The following is a 22,549-nucleotide window of genomic DNA, read 5'->3' as shown; positions in this document are numbered from 1 at the left end:
TCCTCGGCCGCCTGGGCCGGGATGTCGGCGACGGCCTTGCGGGTCGTGGCGCGGCGGCGCGGCTTGGCTTCCGTGCCCTCGGCCGTGTCGACGGCGGTGACCTCGGCCGGAGCCGCGGTCTTCCGGGTCCGGGTGCGGCGCGGCTTGGCCTCTACGGCCTCGGCCGTGTCGACGGCGGCCACGGCGGCAGTCTCCGTAGCAGCTACCGCCACGGCCTCGACCGGCTCCGTGGCCGCGACGGCCTTGCGGGTCCGGCGGCGCGGCTTCGTCTCCTCGGCGACCGGTGCTTCGGCAACGGGTGCCTCGGCGACCACGGTCTCGGCCGTCGCGATTGCCGGCTCCGCGGACTTGCGGGTACGGCGGCGGCGCGACGGTGCGGGGGCGTCCAGGGCAGGGCCCTCGGCCGTGGCCACGGCGATCTCCGCGGCCTCGGGTGCGGCTGCGGAGGTGACTGCCGTGGCCGGCAGCTGCTCTCCCGTCGCTCCGGTGCGGGTGCGGCGACGGCGGCGCGGAGTGCGGCCCGCGGTCTCCTCGGAGGCGGCCAGTGCGGTCTCCTCCGACGTGGGCGTCACGGCCGTAGCGGCCGAAGTCCCTTCCATCGGGGCGCCGTTGCGCGTACGACGGCGGCGGCGCGGGGTGCGCGCCGGGCGCTCGGCATCGACAGCACCCGTACCGGAAGCGGCACTGGAACGGGAGTCGTTGCGGGTGTCCCGGCCGGCGTCACGTCCGCCTCGGCCGCTGTCACGACCGCCCCTGCCGCCATCGCGACCACCACGGCCACGCGGACCGCCGCGACCGCCGGTCTCGCCGAGGTCCTCGACCTCCTCCGCGGCCAGCCCGGCGCGCGTGCGCTCCGAGCGGGGCAGGACACCCTTGGTGCCCGCGGGGATGTTCATCTCCTCGAAGAAGTGCGGGGAGGTGGAGTACGTCTCCGGTGGGTTCGGGAAGCCGAGGTCCAGCGCCTTGTTGATGAGCTGCCAGCGCGGGATGTCGTCCCAGTCGACGAGGGTGACCGCGATGCCCTTGGCGCCCGCGCGGCCGGTACGGCCGATGCGGTGCAGGTAGGTCTTCTCGTCCTCGGGGGACTGGTAGTTGATGACGTGCGTGACGCCCTCGACGTCGATGCCGCGCGCGGCGACGTCGGTGCAGACGAGCACGTCGACCTTGCCGTTGCGGAACGCGCGCAGCGCCTGCTCGCGGGCGCCCTGGCCGAGGTCGCCGTGGACCGCGCCGGAGGCGAAACCGCGCTGCTGGAGCTGGTCGGCGAGGTCGGCCGCGGTGCGCTTCGTACGGCAGAAGACCATGACCAGGCCCCGGCCCTCGGCCTGCAGGATGCGGGCGACGAGCTCGGGCTTGTCCATGTTGTGCGCGCGGTAGACGAACTGCGCGGTGTTCGCGACCGTCGCGCCCTCGTCGTCCGGCGAGGTGGCGCGGATGTGCGTGGGCTGCGTCATGTAGCGGCGCGCGAGACCGATGACCGCGCCCGGCATGGTCGCCGAGAACAGCATCGTCTGACGGCGGGCCGGCAGGAAGTTGATGATCTTCTCGACGTCGGGCAGGAAGCCCAGGTCGAGCATCTCGTCGGCCTCGTCGAGGACGAGCGACCTGATGTGCTTCAGGTCGAGCTTCTTCTGACCCGCGAGGTCGAGCAGTCGGCCCGGGGTGCCGACGACGACGTCGACGCCCTTGCGGAGCGCCTCGACCTGCGGCTCGTAGGCCCGGCCGCCGTAGATGGCGAGGACGCGTACGTTGCGCACCTTGCCCGCGGTCAGCAGGTCGTTGGTGACCTGCGTGCACAGCTCGCGGGTCGGGACGACGACGAGCGCCTGCGGGGCGTCGGTCAGCTGCTCGGGCTTGGCCCGGCCGGCCTCGACGTCGGCGGGGACGGTGACGCGCTCCAGGAGCGGGAGGCCGAAGCCCAGCGTCTTGCCGGTGCCGGTCTTGGCCTGGCCGATGACGTCCGTGCCGGAAAGGGCGACGGGGAGCGTCATCTCCTGGATCGGGAAGGGGGAGACGATACCGACGGCCTCAAGGGCCTCAGCGGTCTCGGGAAGGATTCCGAGCTCTCGGAAAGTAGTCAGGGTGCTGCCTCTTCTGTGTGCGCGGTGCGAGGCGAGCGCGGGGGTCGTGTCAGGACCGTGCCGGGACGTCGGCTGCCAATACGGCAAGCCGTAAAGACACGGGACAACTGCCGACGCTCTAGCGCTCGAACCGCTGAGGGTCCCCCTCCGAACTTCGTACGCAAAGTGCCGTACGGGTGAGGAGGGCTGTCGGGTCGGAGCCGATCGGGCCACCGACCGGGCATCCTCATTCGTGCGGCCCGGCGAATATTCGGCGGGCGCATTACCACCATACCCCGGAATCACGCACATGCGTTGGCCGATTTGGTCACGTAGTCGTCGTCACACTGATTGACCAGGGCCTTCCGCCGTGCGGTGAGCGGGCTATTGTGCGCTTCATGACGACCGCTGACAACGCCTCCGACGCATCCGCCGAACCCACCGGAGTCGCCGCCCAGGAGTGGGCCACGGCCTCCGCCGACCCGCAGTACCGCAACGCGGTCGTGGACCTGCTCGGCGCGCTCGCGTACGGCGAGCTGGCGGCGTTCGAGCGGCTCGCGGAGGACGCCAAGCTGGCGCCGACGCTCGGGGACAAGGCGGAGCTGGCGAAGATGGCGTCGGCCGAGTTCCACCACTTCGAGCAGCTCAGGGACCGGCTCACGGAGATCGGGGCCGAGCCGACCGAGGCGATGCAGCCGTTCGTCGCCGCGCTCGACGGCTTCCACAAGCAGACGGCCCCCTCGGACTGGCTGGAAGGGCTCGTCAAGGCGTACGTCGGCGACTCGATCGCCAGCGACTTCTACCGCGAGGTCGCGGCCCGCCTCGACAAGGACTCCCGCTCGCTCGTGCTCGGCGTGCTCGACGACACCGGGCACGCGAGTTTCGCCGTGGAAAAGGTCCGCGCGGCGATCGACGCGGACCCGCGTGTGGGGGGCCGACTCGCCCTGTGGGCACGGCGGTTGATGGGGGAGGCGCTGTCGCAGTCGCAGCGTGTGGTCGCCGACCGGGACGCGCTGTCGACGATGCTCGTGGGCGGCGTGGCGGACGGCTTCGACCTCGCGGAGGTGGGCCGGATGTTCTCCCGGATCACCGAGGCGCACACCAAGCGGATGGCGGCCCTGGGGCTCGCCGCCTAGGTACGGCTATGCGGGGGCCGACCGTCCGCGGAGTCGTCTCGACGGTCGAAGGAGCAGGGAGAGCGAGGCGGCCGAGACGACCGCCGCGCCGAGCAGGCTCGGCAGGCCGCTGCCGGGGCCCAGCGCGCTGTGCGTGACGAAGTCGCCGAAAAGCGCTCCGGCGACACCGGTGGAGAAGACCAGGGTGCGGGCCGGAAGACGGTCCGCGAGTCGGTGGGTGGCCGCCCAGGCGAGCAGCAGACCCAGCACGGCGGAGCCGAGCGCTTCCAGGATCATCACGGGGGTCCCTCCCACGGTCGGCCTGCGTACTGCTGTCGTAGCCGGTCATACCCGTGACCTGCGGAATGCAATCCTCCCCTGTGGGCGACTTGTGCTCCATCTGTGATGGAAACGCGAGGGGGCCCGGCGACCTTCCGGCCGCCGGGCCCCCTCGCGTTCGCTCGTGACTACAGCGCGCCGAAGCCCACCTTGCGCGGGGCCGCCTCGCCGAGCTCGACATAGGCGAGCCGGTCTGCGGGGACGAGGACCTTGCGGCCGTGCTCGTCCACGAGGCTCAGCAGCGGAGCCTTCCCGGTCAGTGCCTCGGCCACGGCCTGCTCGACCTCCTCGGCGCTCTGACCGGTCTCCAGAACGATCTCGCGAGGCGTGTGCAGCACGCCGATCTTGACCTCCACGCTATGTCCCTCCGACGGTCAGCAAAGTGCGCGATCTTCCGCGCCGTACGCAGCACACACTAGCCCGGTGAGAGGACGTAGATGTTCCGCGCCGGGAACGCCAGGAGCGAACACCGGACGGGAACAAAAAGGCGGCCCGGCGGTCAGTGGTGCTGTTCGCTGCCGTGCAGCGGGAAACCGGCGATGCCGCGCCAGGCCAGCGAGGCCAGCAGCTGGACCGCCTGGTCGCGCGGGACACTGCGGTCGCTGTGCAGCCAGGAACGGGCGACGACCTGGGCGAGGCCGCCCAGACCGGAGGCCAGGAGCATCGACTCGGCCCGCGACAGGCCGGTGTCCTCGGCGATGACGTCGCAGATCGCCACGGCGCACTCGTTCGTCACCTTGTCGACGCGCTCGCGCACGGCGGGCTCGTTCGTCAGGTCCGACTCGAAGACCAGCCGGAAGGCGCCGCCGTCGTCCTCGACGTAGGCGAAGTACGCGTCCATCGTGGCGCGGACGCGCTGCTTGTTGTCGGACGTCGACGCGAGCGCGGTCTGCACCGCCTGGATCAGCGACTCGCAGTGCTGGTCGAGGAGGGCCAGGTAGAGGTCGAGCTTGCCGGGGAAGTGCTGGTAGAGCACCGGCTTGCTGACGCCGGCGCGCTCGGCGATGTCGTCCATCGCGGCCGCGTGGTACCCCTGCGCGACGAAGACCTCCTGGGCGGCGCCCAGCAGCTGGTTCCGTCGGGCACGGCGCGGCAGGCGGGTGCCCCGCGGGCGCGCCGCCTCTGTCTGCTCGATGGCTGTCACGCCGCCTCCCAAATGTCGTCCTCATGCGGTGAGCGCCGCGCCGCCATCGTACTTTTCGGTAACCCTGGTGTGCGCGCTGCGAGCGCAGAATTTCACGGACCGGACGGTGACGGAAGTCGCGCAAAGTGTTTCGAAAGGGGATGGAGCGGGCAGGAGTGCGCGCTCCCGGGGGAGACGGAGGGCGCTGGTGACCGTGGGGCGGTCAGCGATAGTCGTCCTCGTCGATGGCCACGACCCGGGCCTGTTCGATGACGTCGGCCTCGTTCGCGGAGTCCGGGTCCACCTCGGTCAGCGGGTCGTCGCGCTCCGGTGTCACCTCGGTCAACTGTTCGGCGGCGTCGCCCTCCGGGGCTTCGACGTCGAGTTCGGCGGCGCCGCTCTCGTCCTCGAAGGTCTCGGGATCGGTGGGATCGACGGCCATGGCGGGCTCCCTTCCTAGTACGTCCCTGTACGTCTCCGACGAAGCAGGGGGCCACATACGGGTGCCCTGCCTACGAGCCTAGGAGACACCCGATCCGGACGCCATGCGATGAGCGGGGCAGCTGTCCGGACCACCCGCGCGCGGGTGGTCCGTCGGCGGTCCGCCGACGACCCGTTCGCTGGCTGTGACGGCGAACACATGAACCACAGCGTGATCGTCTCGTAACATTGCCGCATGTCTTCGACAGAGCTGCCCTCCGTGTCGGTCGCCGCCGTGCTCCCGAAAGTGGCGCCCGTCAGAGTCGGCGACGGCGAGCGGCTCAGGTCGGTCGGCCTGCCGGGGATGACCCTCACGGTGCGGTCGAGGCAGCCGGTCCGCGAAGGACTCCCGCCCGCGCTGTACGTCCACGGGCTCGGCGGTTCCTCGCAGAACTGGTCGCTGCTGATGGCCGAGCTCGACGGCGTGGTCGACAGCGAGTCCCTGGACCTGCCGGGCTTCGGCGACTCCCCGCCACCGGACGACGGCGACTACTCCGTCACGGGGCACGCGCGCGCGGTCATCCGCTACCTCGACGCGGCCGGACGCGGCGCGGTGCACCTGATCGGCAACTCCCTGGGCGGCGCGATCACGACCCGCGTGGCCGCGGTACGCCCGGACCTCGTCCGCACGCTGACCCTGGTCTCCCCGGCCCTCCCGGAACTCCGCGTCCAGCGCACAGCCGTCCCGACGGCGCTGCTCGGCGTACCGGGAGTGGCCTCGCTGTTCACCCGCGTCAGCCGGGAATGGACGGCCGAACAGCGCGTGCGCGGCGTCATGGCCCTCTGCTACGGCGATCCCGGCCAGGTGACGCCTGATGAGTTCCGCTACGCCGTCGAAGAACTCGAACGGCGGCTCCAACTGCCGTACTTCTGGGACGTGATGGCCCGTTCCTCCCGGGGCGTCGTGAACGCGTACACCCTGGGCGGCCAACACGGCCTGTGGCGCCAGGCCGAGCGCGTCCTCGCCCCGACCCTGCTCGTCTACGGCCGCCGGGACCAACTCGTCGGCTACCGCATGGCCCAGCGCGCGGCCCGCTCCTTCCGCGACTCCCGACTGCTGTCCCTGCCGGACGCGGGGCATGTCGCGATGATGGAGTACCCGGAGATCGTGGCCACGGCGTTCCGTGAACTGCTGGCGGATGCGGGGGAGTTGGGGACGGACATGGGCACCGGTGCCCGTGCCGGTACCGGTGGGGGCGCGGGTGTGGTGACGGGGCGTCGGACGGTTGACGCGGAAACGGTGGGCCGCGGTGGCCGAGGGGGCCGGAGTGGTGCACGGGGGGTCCGTGACGGCGGTTCGGTGAGTACGGTGAGCGAAGGCGACGGCGCTGCCACGGGTGCGGGTGCCGGTTCCGGCGCCGCGGGTGACGGCAAGGGCGACGATACGAACGCAGGGAGCTGAGGAGGCGACGTGGGACGCCATAGTCGCCGTAAATCCACCACCAAGGGTGACTCCGCGGACGGAGGCATAGGCACCGGTGCCAACGCCAACGCCGGTACTGGCAAAGGCGGTTGGGCGGCTCAGGGGCGCCAGCCGGGGCAGGCGGGTCAGGCAGGCAGGCCGAGCCGGGCGGATGAAGCGGGCCAGCCGGGTCCAGCGGGCCAGGGGGCTCAGCCGGGGGCGAGTTGGCCGGGTGTGCCGCGTCCCGGGGACGGGAACCCAGGCCGTGGAGCGCCGCGTTTCGCGGACGGGACCCCGGCGCACGGCTTCCCGAGGCTTCCTGACGGCACACCTGCGCACGGCTTTCCGAGGCTTCCCGATGGCACTCCGGCCCGCGGTGTTCCGCGCCTGGCCGACGGGACTCCCGCGCACGGCAGTCCTCGCTTCCCCGACGGGACTCCCGCGCACGGCATGCCGCGCTTCTCTGACGGTACGCCTGCGCACGGCGCGCCCCGATTCCCCGACGGCACTCCCGCGCGAGGTGTTCCGCAGGCTCGTGCCGGGCACCCCGAGCAGGCTGAATCCGGTAGTGGTTGGGGCGAGTTGAGGGGGCGGGACGGGCGGGCCGGAGTGGGACAGGGCGGCCCGCGCGGGTACTCCGGCATTCCTCAGGGTGGCCCTGGCACGTCTGGTACGTCCGGTGTGCCTCAAGCGCCTGTTGCCGGTGCGCCCGGTATGGCCGGGCGTCCTCACGTTCCGGGCGTCGGCATGCCTCACGCTCCCGTAGCCGGTGGGCCCGGTGGGTCTCTGCCGTCGGCCGGCGGCATACCCGGAGTTCCGGGCGCGGGTATGTCCGGGTTCCCGGTGGCGGGCCCGGTGCTTCCCATTCCCCGGCAGCGGCAGGCGCCGCAGGCCGGGGCGCGGCGAGGTGGGCAGCGGGGTCGTGGTCCCCGGCAGGACTACGTCGACGCCTTCGACGGCGACGGCGACGTCTTCGCACCCCGAGCCGGCGTCGCCGCGCACCGCTCCGACCCGTACGCCTCAGTCACCGACTGGCCGCCCGAGAACGACACCGACACCGACACCGGTATCGACGCCGAAAGCGGTACCGAGGGCGGCGTCGGCAGCGTGGGTGTGCCGCCTGTGGATCGAGAGCGGCCCGGCTCCGGTGCCGGTCGTGCCAAGGGCGGCAAGGGGCGCACCTACACCGGCATCGCCGCCGCGGCCGTCACCACCGTGCTGGCCGTTGTCGTCGCCGGGCAGGTCGCCGGCGACGGTGACAACAGTGGTGTGCGGTCGGAGGCGGCCACCGACCAGGCCCGGGACGTACGGGGTGCCGGTACTGCCTCCGCGCAGCCCAGCGCGTCCGCCACTCCGCAGGTGGCGACCCTGACGTATGCCCAGAAGATGGACAAGAAGTACCCGCTCGGTGCCACGCTCAAGGGGCCGGACAAGTTCGACGCGGTGCCCGGTGTCGACAAGGCGCCCGGCAAGGGGCGCAAGTACACGTACCGCGTGGACGTGGAGCAGGGGCTCGGGCTCGACGGCACGCTCTTCGCCGAGGCCGTGCAGAAGACGCTCAACGACAACCGGAGTTGGGCCCACAACGGTGCCCGTACCTTCGAGCGCATCTACTCCGGCAAACCGGACTTCGTGATCACCCTCGCGAGCCCTGGTACCACCGCCAAGTGGTGTGCCAAGTCCGGCCTCGACACCACCGAGGACAACGTGTCGTGCGACTCGGCGGCCACCGAACGTGTGTTGATCAATGCGTATCGATGGGCGCAGGGGTCGTCAACATATGGGGACAAGATGTACGCGTATCGGCAGATGTTGATCAACCATGAGGTCGGTCATCGTCTCGGCTACGGGCATGTGACCTGCGACAAGGACGGCGAGTTGGCCCCGGTCATGCAGCAGCAGACCAAGTTCCTCGACCATGACGGGATCCACTGTCTGGCGAACCCCTGGCCGTACCCGGGCAGTTGACAGGGGACGCTTATGTCACATTGACACGAGCCGCAACTTCCTTCATATTTTTTGGCATGTGGTCTAGTCATGTCGCGCATCGCGCCGCCATCGAGCTGGCGCTCATCGGCGTGACCCCGCTCTGCGTGGCCGACATTCTCTGTCGCTGAACACCGCCCCCTGGCGTTCGTGTCGCGACCCGTACCACCGCGCCCTTGCCCGTGACTTCGGCAGGGCATTTCCGACGACCTGACGCCGGGGCAGACGCCTGTTCATTTCCGTCTCACCCCTCGTCCATCTGTCTCGCTATTCGGGAAACCCCATGAGAATTCCCGAGCATCCCCCCCGAGAGGTCGTCATTCCGATGCGTCAACCGTCCGTCATAGCCCGGCGCGTGGCCGTGGCATCCGTCAGCCTGGCCGTGGCAGCGGGCGCCGCCGCCTGCGGGCCGAAGGACAACGATGCCAAGGCCTCCGGCGGCGACTCCACGCCGCACAAGGGAGGCACGCTCACGGTCCTGAACTCCAACCCCCAGGAGGACTTCGACCCGGCGCGCCTGTACACCTCCGGTGGCGGCAACGTCCCCTCCCTCGTCTTCCGCACCCTTACCACTCGCAACCGTGAGAACGGCGCGGCCGGCGCCAAGGTCGTCCCGGACCTCGCCACCGACACCGGGCGCCCCAACAAGGACGCGACCGTCTGGACGTACACCCTGAAGAAGGGCCTCAAGTACGAGGACGGCACCGCGATCACCTCGGCCGACATCAAGTACGGCATCGAGCGCTCCTTCGCCCCCGAACTCTCCGGCGGCGCGCCCTACTTGCGGGACTGGCTGGTCGGCGCGGCCGACTACCAGGGGCCGTACAAGGACAAGAAGGGGCTCTCCGCGATCGAGACCCCCGACAGCCTGACGATCGTCTTCCACCTCAACAAGCCCGAGGGTGAGTTCCCCTACCTCGCCACGCAGACGCAGTTCACGCCCGTCCCGCAGGGCAAGGACACGGGGACGAAGTACGAGCAGCACCCGATCTCTTCGGGGCCGTACAAGGTCGTCAGCAACCAGAACGACGGTGAGACGCTCGTCCTGGAGCGCAACAAGTACTGGTCCACCGCCACGGACGCCGAGCGCAAGGCCTACCCGGACAGGATCGACGTGAAGTCGGGGCTCGACTCGTCCGTGATCAACCAGCGACTGTCGTCGTCCCAGGGGGCGGACGCCGCTGCCGTCACGACCGACACCAACCTCGGTCCTGCCGAGCTCGCCAAGGTGACCGGCGACAAGGAACTCGCGGCGCGCGTCGGCACCGGGCACTTCGGTTACACGAACTACATCGCGTTCAACCCCACGGTGGCGCCGTTCAACAACGTCAAGGTGCGCCAGGCGATCTCGTACGCCGTCGACCGGTCGTCCGTGGTCAACGCGGCGGGCGGTTCCTCGCTGGCCGAGGCCGCGACCACCTTCCTGCCCAACCAGAAGTCCTTCGGTTACGACCCCTACGACCTGTTCCCGGCGGGCGCGTCCGGCAACGCGGCCAAGGCCAAGGAACTGCTGAAGGAGGCCGGCTACCCGAAGGGGATCACCGTCACCCTGACGCACTCCAACGACAAGGACTTCGAGACCAGCCCGGAGATCGCGACCGCGATCCAGGACGCGCTCAAGAAGGCCGGCATCACCGTCAAGCTGCAGGGCCTGGAGATCAACGACTACAAGGACAAGATCCACAGCGTCAAGACCGAGCCGGGCTTCTTCCTCGCCCACTGGGGTGCCGACTGGCCCTCCGGCGGTCCCTTCCTCGCCCCGATCTTCGACGGCCGCCAGATCGTCAAGGACGGCGCGAACTTCAACACCGGCCTGCTCAATGACAAGTCGGTCAATGCCGAGATTGATTCGATCAACAAGTTGACGAATCTTGACGAGGCCGCCAAGCGGTGGGGTGCACTGGACAAGAAGATCGGCGAGCAGGCCCTCACCGTGCCGCTGTTCCACCCCGTCTACAAGCGACTGGTCGGCAAGGACATCAAGAACGTCGTGATCAGCGACTGGACCGGCGTCCTGGACATCTCCCAGGTCGCGGTCAAGTAACCCCATGAGCGAGGCACTTGTCGCCACCCAGGCCGCCGGGACGGACGTCACCGTCCCGGCGGCCTCGGGGGCCCGTCAGTTCTGGCGGCGGCTGCGCGCGCAGCGCGCCGCCCTCGTCGCGGCGGCCGTCGTCGCCCTGCTCGTCCTGGTCGCGCTCGCCGCGCCGCTGCTCACCGCGATCGAGGGCCAGGACCCCTTCACCTACCACCCGTCGCTCATCGACTCCGCGCGCGGAGGTGTGCCGACCGGCTCCTTCGGGGGCATCACCGGCGACCACTGGCTCGGCGTCGAACCGCAGACCGGCCGCGACCTGTTCGCCCGTCTCGTCTACGGCGCCCGGGTCTCGCTCGGTGTCGCGCTGGGGGCGACCGTCGTGCAGGTCCTCATCGGTGTCGTGGTCGGTGTCGCCGCCGCGCTCGGCAGTCGATGGGTTGATCAACTGTTGAGCCGGTTCACCGAGATCATCGTTGCGATGCCGTTGATGATCATGTCGTTGGCGTTGCTGGCGATCGTGCCCAGCAGCTTCCCGCGGCCCCTGCTGGTCGCCCTGATCATCGGCCTGGTCGCCTGGGGCAGCGTCGCGAAGATCGTGCGCGCCCAGACGCTCACCCTGAAGCAACTCGACTACGTCTCCGCCGCCCGGCTCAGCGGCTGGGGCACCTGGCGCATCGCCCGCCGCGAACTGCTCCCGGGACTCGCCGCACCCGTCATCACCTACGCGGCACTCCTCGTCCCGACGAACATCAGCGTCGAGGCCGCGCTGTCCTTCCTCGGCGTCGGCGTGAAGCCCCCGACGCCCTCCTGGGGACAGATGCTCACCGCCGCCGACGTCTGGTACCAGGCCGCCCCGCAGTACCTGCTGCTGCCCGCCGGCGCTCTCTTCGTCACCGTCCTGGCGCTGACCGTCCTCGGCGACGGCATCCGCACGGCCCTCGACCCGCGCGCGGCCTCCCGCCTGCGCATCGGCACCGGCCGCAAGCGCGAGGCCAAGGCGGACGCGAGCACCAAGGGCGCGAACGGCAAGGGCGCGAACGACAAGGGTGTGAGCAGCAAGGGCGCGATTACGAAGAGCACGAGTTCCAAGGAGGCCACTTCATGAGCGGCTTCGGAGGATTCGTCCTGCGCCGCGGTATCGGCACAGTGATCACCCTGCTCGCCATCTCGGTGATCGTCTACGTGGTCTTCTTCGTCACCCCCGGGAACGTCGCCCAGATCACCTGCGGCCCGCGCTGCTCCCCGGAGCAAGTGCACCAGGTGGCCCAGCAGTTGAGGCTCGACGACCCGTTGTACCTCCGCTACTGGCATTTCCTCCAGGGCATCCTCGTCGGCCAGGACTACTCCACGGGCACCTCCGTGGAGCACTGCTCGGCGCCCTGCCTCGGGCTGTCGTACCAGGGCGACCAGCAGGTCACCCAGCTGATCCTGGCCAAGCTGCCGGTCAGCCTGTCCCTCGTGTTCGGCGCGATGGTGCTGTGGCTGCTCCTCGGGGTCGGCACGGGCGTGCTGTCCGCGTGGCGGCGCGGCCGGTTCACCGAGCGTCTGCTGACCGGCATCACCCTCGCGGGCGTCGCGACCCCGGTGTTCGTGATCGGCCTGGTGCTGATGATCGTCGTCTGCGGGCAGCTCCAACTGCTGCCCTTCCCGCAGTACGTCAGTCTCACCGACGACCCCGAACAGTGGGCCTGGAACCTGCTGCTGCCCTGGCTCTCGCTGGCCCTCATCGAGGCCGCCGCGTTCGCCCGGCTCACCCGGGCGTCGATGCTGGAGACCCTCGCCGAGGACCACATCCGTACGTTCCGCGCGTACGGCGTCGGCGAGCGGTCGATCATCGGGCGGCACGCGCTGCGCGGGGCGTTCGCGCCGATCATCGCGCTCAACGCCAACAACGTCGGCTCGGCGGTCGGCGGCGCGGTGCTCACCGAGACGCTCTTCGGACTGCCCGGCATCGGACAGGAACTCGTCCATGCCGTCAATGTCGTCGACCTTCCTGTGGTCGTCGGCATGGTCCTGGTCGTCGGCTTCTTCGTGGTCATCGCCAACGCCGTCGCGGACGTGCTGTACGCGGTGGCCGACCGAAGGGTGGTGCTCGCATGAGCTCGGTGGATGGTTCGGTGCGTGGTTCGGTGGACGTCCTGGTGGAAGTCACCGACCTGACGGTCGGGTTCGGATCGCTGCGCGCCGTCGACGGGCTGTCCTTCCGGCTGGAGAAGGGCGCCGCGCTGGGGCTGGTCGGCGAGTCGGGCTCCGGCAAGTCCACGGTCGCCTCGGCCCTGTTGGGGCTGCACCGCGGTACGGGAGCCGACGTGGGCGGCTCGGTGCGCGTGGCCGGCATCGACGTACAGGAGGCGTCCGACGCGGACCTGGGGCGGCTGCGCGGCGGCAGGGCCGCGATGGTCTTCCAGGACCCGCTGTCGTCCCTGGACCCGTACTACGCGATCGGCGACCAGCTAGCCGAGGTCTATCGCGTGCACGCGCGTGTGTCGCGTCGGGCCGCACGCGCGCGTGCCGTCGACGTACTGGACCGGGTGGGCATCCCGGACGCGGCACGACGGTCCCGTTCCCGCCCGCACGAGTTCAGCGGCGGTATGCGCCAACGCGCCCTGATCGCCATGGCGTTGGCCTGCGAGCCGGACCTGCTCATCGCAGACGAGCCCACGACCGCGCTCGACGTCACCGTCCAGGCCCAGATCCTCGACCTGCTGCACACGCTCCGCGAGGAGACCGGCCTGGGCCTGCTCCTGGTCACGCACGACGTGGGTGTCGCCGCCGAGAGCGTCGACGAGATCCTGGTCATGCGACACGGACGGGCCGTCGAACACGGCCCGGTGGGCGCCGTCCTCGGGGCACCGACCGCGCAGTACACCCGGGACCTGCTCGGCGCGGTCCCACGTGTGGACGCGCGGCGCGCGCTCTCCGAGGCGTCTTCTGCGGCCCCGGAGGTCGTCCTGGAGGCCACGGGCCTGCGGCGCGAATTCGGGCGCGGGAAGCGGGCGTTCGCGGCCGTGGACGACGTGTCGCTCACCGTCCACCGGGGCGAGACCCTCGGCATCGTGGGCGAGAGCGGCAGCGGCAAGACGACGCTGGGTCGCATGCTGGTCGGGCTGCTGAAGCCGACGGCCGGCGAGATCAAGCCCGGCGGAGGCGTACGCCCCGACGTCCAGATGGTCTTCCAGGACCCGGTCTCCTCCCTCAACCCCCGCCGCAGCGTGGGCGAGTCGATAGCCGACCCGCTACGCGCGCGTGGTGAACGAGACGAGGAGCGCATCCGGGGGCGCGTACGCGAACTCCTGGAGCGCGTCGGGCTCGAAGGGGCGCACTACGACCGCTATCCGCACGAGTTCAGCGGCGGTCAGCGCCAGCGCGTCGGCATCGCACGGGCGCTCGCGGCCGACCCGCGCGTGATCGTGTGCGACGAGCCCGTCTCGGCGCTCGACGTCACCACTCAGGCCCAGGTCGTCGCCCTGCTCGGCGAGCTCCAGCGCGAACTCGGCCTCGCGCTCGTGTTCGTGGCCCACGACCTCGCCGTCGTGCGCCAGGTCAGCGACCGGGTCGCGGTGATGCGACGCGGGAGGATCGTTGAACAAGGCCCCGCCGACGAGGTCTACGACTCCCCCCAGGACCCGTACACAAAGCAGCTGTTGGCCGCCGTACCGGCCCTCGATCCGGACGTGGCGGCCCAGCGGAGGGCGGCCAGGCGGGAGTTGGCGACGGCCTGAGGATCGTAGAACGACCTGGGAATGGATCGTAGAACGATCCGCTCCCGGGTGATCCCTTAGCGCGAGCGAACGCGGACCGCACGGGAAAGTTACGACCGTTCACCCCTTTTGGTGGCGCGATGGACAACCGTCCGTCGCGCCACCGTCATGTCCGCATACGTTCGTCCCGCTGCGAGCCGCCGGGTCAACGGTGGCTCCCCACAAGGGAGATCGGGGGTGTGGTCGTGCGCATAGGACTGGTTACGGAGGGTGGCTATCCATATGTGAGCGGTGACGCCAGACTCTGGTGCGACCGGCTCGTGCGCGGGCTCGGGCAGCACGAGTTCGACGTCTACGCGCTCAGCCGCAGCGAACGCCAGGAGGACGAGGGTTGGCTCGAACTGCCGCCCCAGGTCCAGCGAGTACGTACCGCGCCGCTGTGGAGCACCGAGGACGACGGACCGGCGCTCGGCCGCCGCGCACGCCGGCGGTTCCGCGAGCACTACGAGGAGCTGGCGGCGGTGCTGTGCGCGGGGGATGCGCCGGTGCACGTGCCGACCATGTCGGGCGCGCCGACTCCGGGGCCGATCGGGTCGGCGTCGGCCGTGTCCGAGTCGGTTGGGTCGGCGTCTGTCGGCTCCGTGCGGCCTGCGGAGTTCTCGGAGGCTGCTGCCGGAGGGCCCTGCGCGCCCTCCGGGGAGGCTTCCGCCGTTGTGGCGGACCGTTTCGCCAACGCGTTGTACGGGCTCGCGGAACTCGCCCGCGACGAGGGCGGACTCGTGGCCGCGCTGCGCTCCGAGAGCGCCGTGCGCGCTCTCGAACGCGCCTGTCGTGCGCCCGGCGCACTCCGCACGGCACGCGAAGCGCGCGTACCCGATCTCCTCACCGTCGCCGCGCACGTCGAACGCGCCCTGCGCCCCCTCTCGCTCGACTGGTACGAGGACGACGCCCTCGGCTCCGTGGACCTCTGCCACGCGACGGCCGGCGGCACCGCGGCCCTGCCCGGACTGCTGGCCCACCACTTCGCCGGCGTACCACTGCTGGTGACCGAGTACGGCGTCCAGCTGCGCACGCACTACCTGGCCTCCGCGGACGCCCCGCCCGCCGTACGCGCCCTGTTCGCCGCCTTCCACGGCAGGCTGGCCGCCGAGGTGTACCGGCGGGCCGCGCTCACCCCCGGCAACACCCACACCCGCCGCTGGCAGGAACGCTGCGGCGCCGACCGTACGAAGCTGCGCACGGTCCACCCCGGCATGGAGGCGTCCCGTTTCGCGGAGGTGGGCGAGGCGCCCGACCGCGCCGACCCGGACACGCTGGTGTGGGTCGGCCGTATCGAACCCGCCAAGGACCTGATCTCCCTGCTCCACGCCTTCGCGGAGATCCGCAAGGAGGAGCCCAAGGCGCGGCTGCGGATCGTCGGCGCACCCGCCGGCGCCGAGGGCGCGGCCTACCTGGGCCACTGCCGGGCGCTGGCCGCACAGCTCTTCCCCGACGAGGCCGAGGGTGTGCACGCGGTCGGCGACAACCCGGTGTCCTTCGAGGAGGTCGGCGGCCCGGAGGCCCCCACGCTCCCCGAGGCGTACGCGTCCGGCACGGTGATCGTCCTGTCGAGCGTCGTCGAAGGCTTCCCGATCGGCCTGGTCGAAGCCATGTTCTGCGGCCGGGCGACCGTGTCCACGGATGTCGGTGCGGTGGTCGAGGTCATCGGCGGCACGGGACTCGTCGTGCCCCCGCGCAATCCACGGGCGCTCGCCGAGGCCTGCGTGACCCTGTTGCGCGACCCCGAGCGCCGTGAGCGCCTGGGCGCCGCCGCCCGCGCCCGCGCCCTCGAACTGTTCACCGTCGAGCAGAACATCGCGGCATTTCACGGCATTTACCTGGAGGTGGTTTCGCACTCCCCGGTCCACCGCGTCGTCCTCGACGACACCGGCGAACCTCTCCCGTTCGCCGCCCCCGCGGAGTCCCACATCCCCGGTCGCTGGACCGGCCCCACGACGGGCCCGGCGACAGGTTCCACGGCAGGCCCGGCAACGGGCTTCGCGGCGGGCCCGGCGGCTGTCCCCGCAGCAGCCCGTGTCGTGGCTCGCGGCGGCCCACGCTGGGCGGCGGGAGCACCGGTACGCGCCACCACTCCGTTGCCGACGACGGAGGCGGCCCGATGAGCGGCCTCGGCGAACTCGACCGCCCCGGAACGCCCGCGGGCGCCGAGGCGTGGGACGCACAGTCGGGGGAGTGGCTCGGAGGACACGGGGAGCCGGAGACGGAGTCGGACACGGAGAACGCGCGGGCCGACGACGCCACCGATCCGCCGTCCGCCCGCCCGGCATCCGTCCAGCCCCCTCATTCAACCGACCTCAAGCCCGCCCCCGCCCGGCGCGGTGCCGCCGACCCCGTGAAGGCGTTGATGCACCGGCATCGCGAACTGTGCGAGCGGGCCGTCGACCCGTTGGAGATCGCGGCCGGCCTTGAGGCGCACGGTGTCACCGACCGGACCGCCACCCGCTTCCGGCACCGCGACGTCTTCTCGCTCGCCGAGGAGATGTACGCGCGCGTGCCCCGCGCCGACACATCGGCCCCGCACAACGACACCGACGTCGTCACCGCGCCCACGCCCCGCGCCGCCTGGGCCGTACTCGCCCTCCTCCCCGGAGTCCTCTGCGCCGCGGCCGCGACCGGCGTGCGGCTCACGGACGGTCGGGTACGGCTCGCGGTGGCCGTCGCCGGTGTCCTCGCCGTGGCGTTCGGCGTGCGCATGGCGCTTCGGCGCGGCCCACTGAGTACCCCGCCCGGTACCCCCGTGTGGCGCACCCCGCCGGGCACACGCCTGTGGACGTACTGGCTGCTCGCCTACGCCCTCCTCGGCGACGGTCTGCTCCGCGCCGCGGCCGACGGCGGCCCCGACGTCCTGCCGACCGGCACCGCGGGCGGATCTTGGCCCACGGCCACCGCACCCGTCCTGGCACTCACCGTGGCCTGCGTTCCCGCGGCCTGGTGCGCCCACCACTTCGCCGTACGCGCCCGGCGCAAACTCGCCACCAGCCGCGGACTGGAGGACTTCGCCGACTCCGTGCAACCGTTGCTGCTCGGCACGTTCGCCCTCTTCCTGTGTGCCCTCTCCGCCCTCCTCGCTCTCTGCGGCGCGGCCCTGGGCGAGCCCGCCGGGTACGCCCAGGCCGTCACCCTGGGCGCGCTCCTGCTGCTCGCCCGCCTCCTCTTCGTGCACGGCTTCACCCGTGCCCCGGTCCTCGCCCTGGGCGCGGCAGCCGCGACGGAGGCCACGGCCCTGGCCCTGGACCTCATCGGCCGACTCCCCGGCTGCGGCTTCCTCGCCGCCCCCGTCGAAACCCTCATCGGCTCCTGGGGGCCGGGCAGCATCCCCGCCCTGGCCTGCGGAGCAGCCGCCCTGACCCTCCTGTTCCACACCACCCGCACGCTGACCAGAGCCTCCGCGCACGCGCCGGCGGACGAGCCGAGGTGACGCCGCCATGACCTCGAATCAACCGGCCCCGTCACCCGGCCGCAGGCGCCCGGCCCCACCGCCGGAGGCAAACGCATCACCTTGTGAAGGAGAACACCAGATGATCACCTCCCGATCCGGAGAGTCGGCCACGGGAGCCGTCCGATGAGGGTCCTGCTGATCGGAGCCAACGGCTATCTCGGCCGGTTCGTCGCCGACCGCCTGCTCGCCGACCCGGCCGTCCAGCTCACCGCGCTCGGCCGCGGCGACGACGCCGACGTCCGCTTCGACCTCGCGTCCGGCAGCCCTGGAGCACTCACCCGCTTCCTGGACGCCGTCCACCCCGGAGTCGTCGTCAACTGCGCCGGTGCCACCAGAGGCGGCGCCCGCGAACTCACCCGCCACAACACCGTCGCCGTCGCCACCGTCTGCGAGGCCCTGCGCCGCAGCGGCTGCGGGGCCAGGCTCGTGCAGATCGGCTGCGGCGCCGAGTACGGCCCCAGCCAGCCCGGTTCCTCCACGGCCGAGGACGCCGTCCCCCGCCCCGGCGGCCCGTACGGCGTCAGCAAACTCGCCGCCACCGAACTGGTCCTGGGCTCCGGTCTCGACGCCGTCGTCCTGCGCGTCTTCTCGCCCGCCGGACCGGGGACCCCCGCCGGCTCCCCGCTCGGCCGGCTCGCCGAGGCCATGCGCCGGGCCATGCAGTCCGGCGACGGCGAACTCAAACTCGGCGGTCTCGGCGCGCAACGCGACTTCGTCGACGTACGGGACGTGGCCCGTGCCGTCCACGCCGCCTCGCTCTCCGCCGCGCAGGGCGTCATCAACATCGGCTCGGGCCGCGCGGTCCGACTGCGCGACGCCGCCTCCGTCCTCGCCCGCGTCGCCGGATACGGCGGAGCGCTGCACGAACTCGACGGTCCGCCCGGACCACTGCGGGGCGCCATCGGCCACCCCCGCACCGACCCCGACCACGCGCCGGTCGCGTACCCGTACCCGGACGGCTGCGGCAGCTGGCAGCAGGCCGATGTGCGCACCGCGCGCGACCGGCTCGGCTGGCGGCCCCGGATCAACCTGGAGGAGTCCCTCGCCGACATCTGGATGGAGGCGGCGTGCCGCATCTGACCAGCACGACCCCGGGCACCGCGAGCACCGCCGTCCGCACGGGCTTCGGGATCCCCGGGTACGCGCACCCCCTTGTCGCACCGGCCGAGTGGGGCGAACTCACCCGCCCCGGAACCCCCTTGCACTGGGTCGTCCTCAACGTCGCCTCCGGCCCGGGGACGCGTCCCGACCCGCACTGCCTGGAAGCGGTCGGACGCCTGCGCAACATGGGCGTCCGTGTTCTCGGTCACCTGGACGCCGCGTACGGCGCCCGTGCCTTCGGCGAGCTGATCTCCGAGGCGCACCGCTATCGCGACTGGTACCGGGCCGACGGCTTCCTCCTGGACCGCTGCCCCACCGGACGCACCGCGCTGCCCGAGGTCCGCCGCACGGTCACCGCGCTCCGCGAGATCCGCGACGGCGCCCACATCGTCCTGGGGCACGGCACCCACCCGCACGCCGGATACGCCGAGTTCGCCGACCAGTTGGTGACCTTCTCCGGTCCGTGGAGCGACTACCGCTGGTCGCAGGTCGCCGAATGGACCGCCGACCACCCTCCCGAACGCTTCTGCCACTTCGTGCACAGCGTCCCGCGCGGCCATCTCGACGAGGCGCTGCGCATCGCCCGCTGGCAGGGTGCCTCGACCATCTACTTCACCGACCGCACCGATCGCGGGGGCCGCAGCGACCCCTGGGAGACCATGCCCGGCTACTGGGACGAGATTGTCTCGCGGATCGGAATGGGTGTCTCGGAATGAAGAGGGGCATGGCAGTGTTACGGGGAGAACAACTGTAGTGATTGACCGACCAACGGAGACCCCGTGTCGCTGCCACCCCTGGTCGAGCCGGCTGCCGAGCTCACCGTAGACGAGGTCCGCAGGTACTCCCGCCACCTGATCATCCCCGACGTGGGCATGGACGGGCAGAAGCGGCTGAAGAACGCCAAGGTGCTGTGTGTGGGCGCCGGCGGTCTGGGTTCGCCCGCGCTGATGTACCTGGCCGCGGCGGGCGTGGGCACGCTCGGCATCGTGGAGTTCGACGAGGTCGACGAGTCGAACCTGCAGCGCCAGATCATCCACAGCCAGGCCGACATCGGCCGCTCCAAGGCGGAGTCGGCGCGCGACTCCGTGCTGGGCATCAATCCGTACGTGAACGTGGTCCTGCACGAAGAGCGGCTTGAGGCCGAGAACGTGATGGACATCTTCAGCCAGTACGACCTGATCGTCGACGGCACGGACAACTTCGCGACCCGCTACCTGGTCAACGACGCCGCCGTACTGCTGAACAAGCCGTACGTGTGGGGTTCGATCTACCGCTTCGACGGCCAGGCCTCGGTCTTCTGGTCCGAGCACGGCCCCTGCTACCGCTGCCTCTACCCGGAGCCCCCGCCCCCCGGCATGGTCCCCTCCTGCGCCGAGGGCGGCGTCCTGGGCGTGCTGTGCGCGTCCATCGGCTCCATCCAGGTCACCGAGGCGATCAAGGTCCTTACCGGAGTCGGCGACCCGCTCGTCGGACGCCTGATGATCTACGACGCCCTGGAGATGCAGTACCGCCAGGTCAAGGTCCGCAAGGACCCCAACTGCGCGGTCTGCGGCCCGAACGCGACCGTCACCGAGCTCATCGACTACGAGGCCTTCTGCGGCGTCGTCTCCGAGGAGGCCCAGCAGGCCGCGGCCGGCTCGACGATCACTCCCAAGCAGCTCAAGGAGTGGATCGACGACGGCGAGAACATCGAGATCATCGATGTCCGCGAGGTCAACGAGTACGAGATCGTCTCGATCCCCGGCGCCAAGCTGATCCCCAAGAACGAGTTCCTCATGGGCACCGCCCTGGAGACCCTCCCGCAGGACAAGAAGATCGTCCTGCACTGCAAGACGGGTGTCCGAAGTGCGGAAGTCCTCGCGGTCCTCAAGTCGGCGGGCTTCGCGGACGCGGTCCACGTCGGTGGCGGTGTGATCGGCTGGGTCAACCAGATCGAGCCCGACAAGCCGGTCTACTAGGCACAAGCCTTTCCGGGAGGGGCTCGGCACCACAGGTGCCGGGCCCCTTTCCGCTGCCCCCGCTGTCCCTGTCGCTCCGACCGCCCCGGCTACGAGGCGCAGACCTTGCCGTCCTTGGGCACCGTCCCCTTCAGCAGATACGCGTCCACCGTCGAGTCGACACAGTCGCTCCCGCTGCCGTACGCGCCATGGCCCTCGCCCTTCCAGGTGAGCTCCACACCGACGCCCTTGCCCAGCTCGTCGACCATCTTGCGGGCACCCTCGTACGGTGTCGCCGGGTCCCCGGTGTTGCCGACCACCAGGATCGGCGCCGCACCGGACGCGCTGACCTCGGGGGTGTCGTACTGCCCTGCCACCGGCCAGTCGTGACACCACCCGGCCGTGTCCCAGCCCAGGAAGTCGCCGAACACGGGAGAGATCTTCTCGAACTCGGGCAGCAGCTTCTGCGTCTGCTCGGGCGTCGGCCGCTGCTTGTCGTCCAAGCACGATATGACCCGTTGTGAATGCGTCGTCGTGCCGTAGTGGCCCGCGCTGTCACGGTCGTTGTAGCCGTCGGCGAGCGCCAGCAGCTCCGAGCCGTCGCCCCCCTTCGCGGAGTCCAGAGCACTGGTCAGCGTGGGCCAGCTCTGCTTGCTGTACAGCGGAAGGACGATGCCGGTCAGGGCGAGCGTCTGGGTCAGCTTCCGCCCCGTCGAGGTCGCAAGCGGCTTGCTGTCGATCTGCTTCAACAGGGCCGCGATCTTCTTCGAACCCTGCGCGGGGTCCTGTCCCGTCGACTTGAGATAGTCGTCCAGGGCGCGTTGGAAGCCCCGGGTCTGGTTCAGGGCGTGGCCCACCGAGTCGGCGGTCGGGTCGACGACCGCGTCCAGGATCAGCCGCCCCACCTTCTTCGGGAACAAGTGGGCGTAGACACCGCCGAGTTCGGTGCCGTACGAGATGCCGAAGTAGTGCATCTTCGTGTCACCCAGGACCTGGCGCATCAGGTCCATGTCGCGGGCCGTATCGGTCGTCGACACGTGCGCCATCAGCTTTCCGGCGGCCTTCTCACAGCCCTTGCCGAAGTCGGTCGCGTCCTGGAAGTACGCCTTCGCCTCGGCCGCTGTGTCCGGTGTGGCGTCCACGTCCTCGGCGGCCTGGATCGCCTTGTCACCGCGGCAGCGGACGCCCTCGCTGGCGGCGACCCCGCGCGGGTCCCAGCTCACCAGGTCGTAGTGCTCGTGCAGCGCGGACACGGTGGTGGCGTACGCCGGCATGTAGTCCACGCCCGAGCCGCCGGGGCCACCGAAGTTGAACAGGAGCGAGCCGATGCGGTCGCCGCCGGTCGCCTTCGAGCGGATCAGCGCGAGCCCGATCGTGGAACCGTCCGGCTTCGTCCAGTCCAGCGGCACCTTGAGCGTCGCGCACTGCCAGTCGCTGCTGGGCGCGGCCGAGTCGGCGGTGGCCTTGCAACGCCCCCAGCCGAGCTTCTGCGCGGTCAGCGATGCGGGCAGCGCGGCCGTGGTGGACGCAGCAGAGGACGAGTCGGCTGCGGACGGCTTGGCTTCCCCCGTGCCCGCGCCGCTCTTGCTGTCGTCCGACGAGCCGCTGCTACAGCCGGCCGTCAGCAGTGCGGCGGCGGCCACCAGAGCCGTCCACCGTACGAATCGCGCCATGTGAATTCCCCCCTCGCAGGCCGTCCGCGTCACGCCGCGGATGGCGGTCAGGCCATAGTAGGCGGCGCGAGCTGAGCCCGTGACGGCCTGTGGAT

19 protein-coding genes are annotated in these 22,549 nt (G+C 71.0%); 13 read left to right on the top strand and 6 right to left on the bottom strand.

From position 1 onward, the window contains the following. On the bottom strand, window positions 1–1,991 hold a 1,991-nt coding region (locus OC490_RS00955), incomplete at its 3' end, for a DEAD/DEAH box helicase (RefSeq protein ID WP_262055809.1). Window positions 1,992–2,458: 467 nt separating this feature from the next. On the opposite strand from OC490_RS00955, the gene OC490_RS00950 reads away from it, so the two are divergent. Further along, a complete protein-coding gene (locus OC490_RS00950; RefSeq protein ID WP_262055808.1) occupies window positions 2,459–3,196 on the top strand; it encodes a ferritin-like domain-containing protein in 738 nt (245 codons plus the stop codon). A gap of 6 nt (window positions 3,197–3,202) precedes the next feature. Here OC490_RS00950 and OC490_RS00945 read toward each other — a convergent pair whose 3' ends face one another. From OC490_RS00945 to OC490_RS00930, 4 genes are all read right to left on the bottom strand, one after another. Beyond that, window positions 3,203–3,472, bottom strand: coding sequence for a hypothetical protein (locus OC490_RS00945; protein ID WP_262056281.1), 270 nt, complete (start codon window positions 3,470–3,472; stop codon window positions 3,203–3,205). Window positions 3,473–3,642: 170 nt separating this feature from the next. Then, window positions 3,643–3,870 (bottom strand): DUF3107 domain-containing protein, encoded by a 228-nt coding sequence (locus OC490_RS00940; RefSeq protein WP_019072095.1) that lies wholly within the window; start codon window positions 3,868–3,870, stop codon window positions 3,643–3,645. A 143-nt stretch (window positions 3,871–4,013) separates the two neighbouring features. After that, entirely contained in the window at window positions 4,014–4,658 is a 645-nt protein-coding gene (locus OC490_RS00935; RefSeq protein ID WP_200714443.1) for a TetR/AcrR family transcriptional regulator, read from the bottom strand. Window positions 4,659–4,860: 202 nt separating this feature from the next. Then, complete coding sequence (locus OC490_RS00930) at window positions 4,861–5,079, bottom strand: hypothetical protein (RefSeq protein ID WP_262055807.1); 219 nt, start codon at window positions 5,077–5,079, stop codon at window positions 4,861–4,863. A 234-nt stretch (window positions 5,080–5,313) separates the two neighbouring features. Here OC490_RS00930 and OC490_RS00925 point away from each other — a divergent pair, with 234 nt between their 5' ends. The 12 genes from OC490_RS00925 (at window position 5,314) to moeZ (ending at window position 20,802) form a co-directional block, all read left to right on the top strand. After that, a complete protein-coding gene (locus OC490_RS00925; protein ID WP_262055806.1) occupies window positions 5,314–6,519 on the top strand; it encodes an alpha/beta fold hydrolase in 1,206 nt (401 codons plus the stop codon). A 642-nt stretch (window positions 6,520–7,161) separates the two neighbouring features. Beyond that, a complete protein-coding gene (locus OC490_RS00920) occupies window positions 7,162–8,487 on the top strand; it encodes a DUF3152 domain-containing protein (RefSeq protein ID WP_410098514.1) in 1,326 nt (441 codons plus the stop codon). A gap of 56 nt (window positions 8,488–8,543) precedes the next feature. Continuing rightward, a complete protein-coding gene (locus OC490_RS49290; RefSeq protein WP_315986646.1) occupies window positions 8,544–8,636 on the top strand; it encodes an Ms4533A family Cys-rich leader peptide in 93 nt (30 codons plus the stop codon). Between the two features lie 194 nt (window positions 8,637–8,830). After that, window positions 8,831–10,549, top strand: a complete 1,719-nt coding sequence (locus tag OC490_RS00915; RefSeq protein ID WP_262055805.1) for an ABC transporter substrate-binding protein — start codon at window positions 8,831–8,833, stop codon at window positions 10,547–10,549. Window positions 10,550–10,553: 4 nt separating this feature from the next. Next, window positions 10,554–11,648: an ABC transporter permease gene (locus OC490_RS00910; RefSeq protein ID WP_262055804.1), complete on the top strand. Its 1,095-nt coding sequence runs from the start codon at window positions 10,554–10,556 to the stop codon at window positions 11,646–11,648. Beyond that, a complete protein-coding gene (locus tag OC490_RS00905) occupies window positions 11,645–12,643 on the top strand; it encodes an ABC transporter permease (protein ID WP_262055803.1) in 999 nt (332 codons plus the stop codon). The genes OC490_RS00910 and OC490_RS00905 overlap by 4 nt, the downstream gene beginning before the upstream one ends. Next, complete coding sequence (locus OC490_RS00900) at window positions 12,640–14,265, top strand: ABC transporter ATP-binding protein (protein ID WP_315986645.1); 1,626 nt, start codon at window positions 12,640–12,642, stop codon at window positions 14,263–14,265. Before OC490_RS00905 ends, OC490_RS00900 begins: the two co-directional genes overlap by 4 nt. A 263-nt stretch (window positions 14,266–14,528) precedes the next feature. Then, window positions 14,529–16,406: a glycosyltransferase gene (locus OC490_RS00890; RefSeq protein WP_410098453.1), complete on the top strand. Its 1,878-nt coding sequence runs from the start codon at window positions 14,529–14,531 to the stop codon at window positions 16,404–16,406. Next, the gene (locus OC490_RS00885; protein ID WP_262055801.1) at window positions 16,403–17,722 is read left to right on the top strand and encodes a hypothetical protein; all 1,320 of its coding nucleotides are present in this window, start codon (window positions 16,403–16,405) and stop codon (window positions 17,720–17,722) included. The genes OC490_RS00890 and OC490_RS00885 overlap by 4 nt, the downstream gene beginning before the upstream one ends. 144 nt (window positions 17,723–17,866) lie before the next feature. Further along, a complete protein-coding gene (locus OC490_RS00880; protein WP_200714859.1) occupies window positions 17,867–18,823 on the top strand; it encodes an NAD-dependent epimerase/dehydratase family protein in 957 nt (318 codons plus the stop codon). Then, window positions 18,811–19,560 (top strand): spherulation-specific family 4 protein, encoded by a 750-nt coding sequence (locus OC490_RS00875; RefSeq protein WP_262055800.1) that lies wholly within the window; start codon window positions 18,811–18,813, stop codon window positions 19,558–19,560. The genes OC490_RS00880 and OC490_RS00875 overlap by 13 nt, the downstream gene beginning before the upstream one ends. A gap of 63 nt (window positions 19,561–19,623) precedes the next feature. Continuing rightward, complete coding sequence (gene moeZ / locus OC490_RS00870) at window positions 19,624–20,802, top strand: adenylyltransferase/sulfurtransferase MoeZ (protein WP_262055799.1); 1,179 nt, start codon at window positions 19,624–19,626, stop codon at window positions 20,800–20,802. 89 nt (window positions 20,803–20,891) lie between these two features. On the opposite strand, the gene OC490_RS00865 is transcribed toward moeZ, so the two are convergent. Beyond that, on the bottom strand, window positions 20,892–22,454 hold the full coding sequence (locus OC490_RS00865) for an alpha/beta hydrolase (RefSeq protein WP_262055798.1): 1,563 nt from the start codon (window positions 22,452–22,454) through the stop codon (window positions 20,892–20,894). Window positions 22,455–22,549: the final 95 nt, after the last annotated feature.

This window comes from Streptomyces sp. STR69, from assembly GCF_024519455.1.
GTDB lineage: Bacteria > Actinomycetota > Actinomycetes > Streptomycetales > Streptomycetaceae > Streptomyces.
This window is presented reverse-complemented; position numbering and strand designations above follow the sequence as displayed.

What these genes read in the sequence shown, in the direction of transcription:
- OC490_RS00950 (WP_262055808.1), top strand. Translation starts at nt 2,459, where the DNA reads ATGACGACCGCTGACAACGCCTCCGACGCATCCGCCGAACCCACCGGA.
- OC490_RS00945 (WP_262056281.1), bottom strand. Translation starts at nt 3,472, where the DNA reads ATGATCCTGGAAGCGCTCGGCTCCGCCGTGCTGGGTCTGCTGCTCGCC.
- OC490_RS00930 (WP_262055807.1), bottom strand. Translation starts at nt 5,079, where the DNA reads ATGGCCGTCGATCCCACCGATCCCGAGACCTTCGAGGACGAGAGCGGC.
- OC490_RS00925 (WP_262055806.1), top strand. Translation starts at nt 5,314, where the DNA reads ATGTCTTCGACAGAGCTGCCCTCCGTGTCGGTCGCCGCCGTGCTCCCG.
- OC490_RS49290 (WP_315986646.1), top strand. Translation starts at nt 8,544, where the DNA reads ATGTGGTCTAGTCATGTCGCGCATCGCGCCGCCATCGAGCTGGCGCTC.
- OC490_RS00915 (WP_262055805.1), top strand. Translation starts at nt 8,831, where the DNA reads ATGCGTCAACCGTCCGTCATAGCCCGGCGCGTGGCCGTGGCATCCGTC.
- OC490_RS00910 (WP_262055804.1), top strand. Translation starts at nt 10,554, where the DNA reads ATGAGCGAGGCACTTGTCGCCACCCAGGCCGCCGGGACGGACGTCACC.
- OC490_RS00905 (WP_262055803.1), top strand. Translation starts at nt 11,645, where the DNA reads ATGAGCGGCTTCGGAGGATTCGTCCTGCGCCGCGGTATCGGCACAGTG.
- OC490_RS00900 (WP_315986645.1), top strand. Translation starts at nt 12,640, where the DNA reads ATGAGCTCGGTGGATGGTTCGGTGCGTGGTTCGGTGGACGTCCTGGTG.
- OC490_RS00885 (WP_262055801.1), top strand. Translation starts at nt 16,403, where the DNA reads ATGAGCGGCCTCGGCGAACTCGACCGCCCCGGAACGCCCGCGGGCGCC.
- OC490_RS00880 (WP_200714859.1), top strand. Translation starts at nt 17,867, where the DNA reads ATGAGGGTCCTGCTGATCGGAGCCAACGGCTATCTCGGCCGGTTCGTC.
- OC490_RS00865 (WP_262055798.1), bottom strand. Translation starts at nt 22,454, where the DNA reads ATGGCGCGATTCGTACGGTGGACGGCTCTGGTGGCCGCCGCCGCACTG.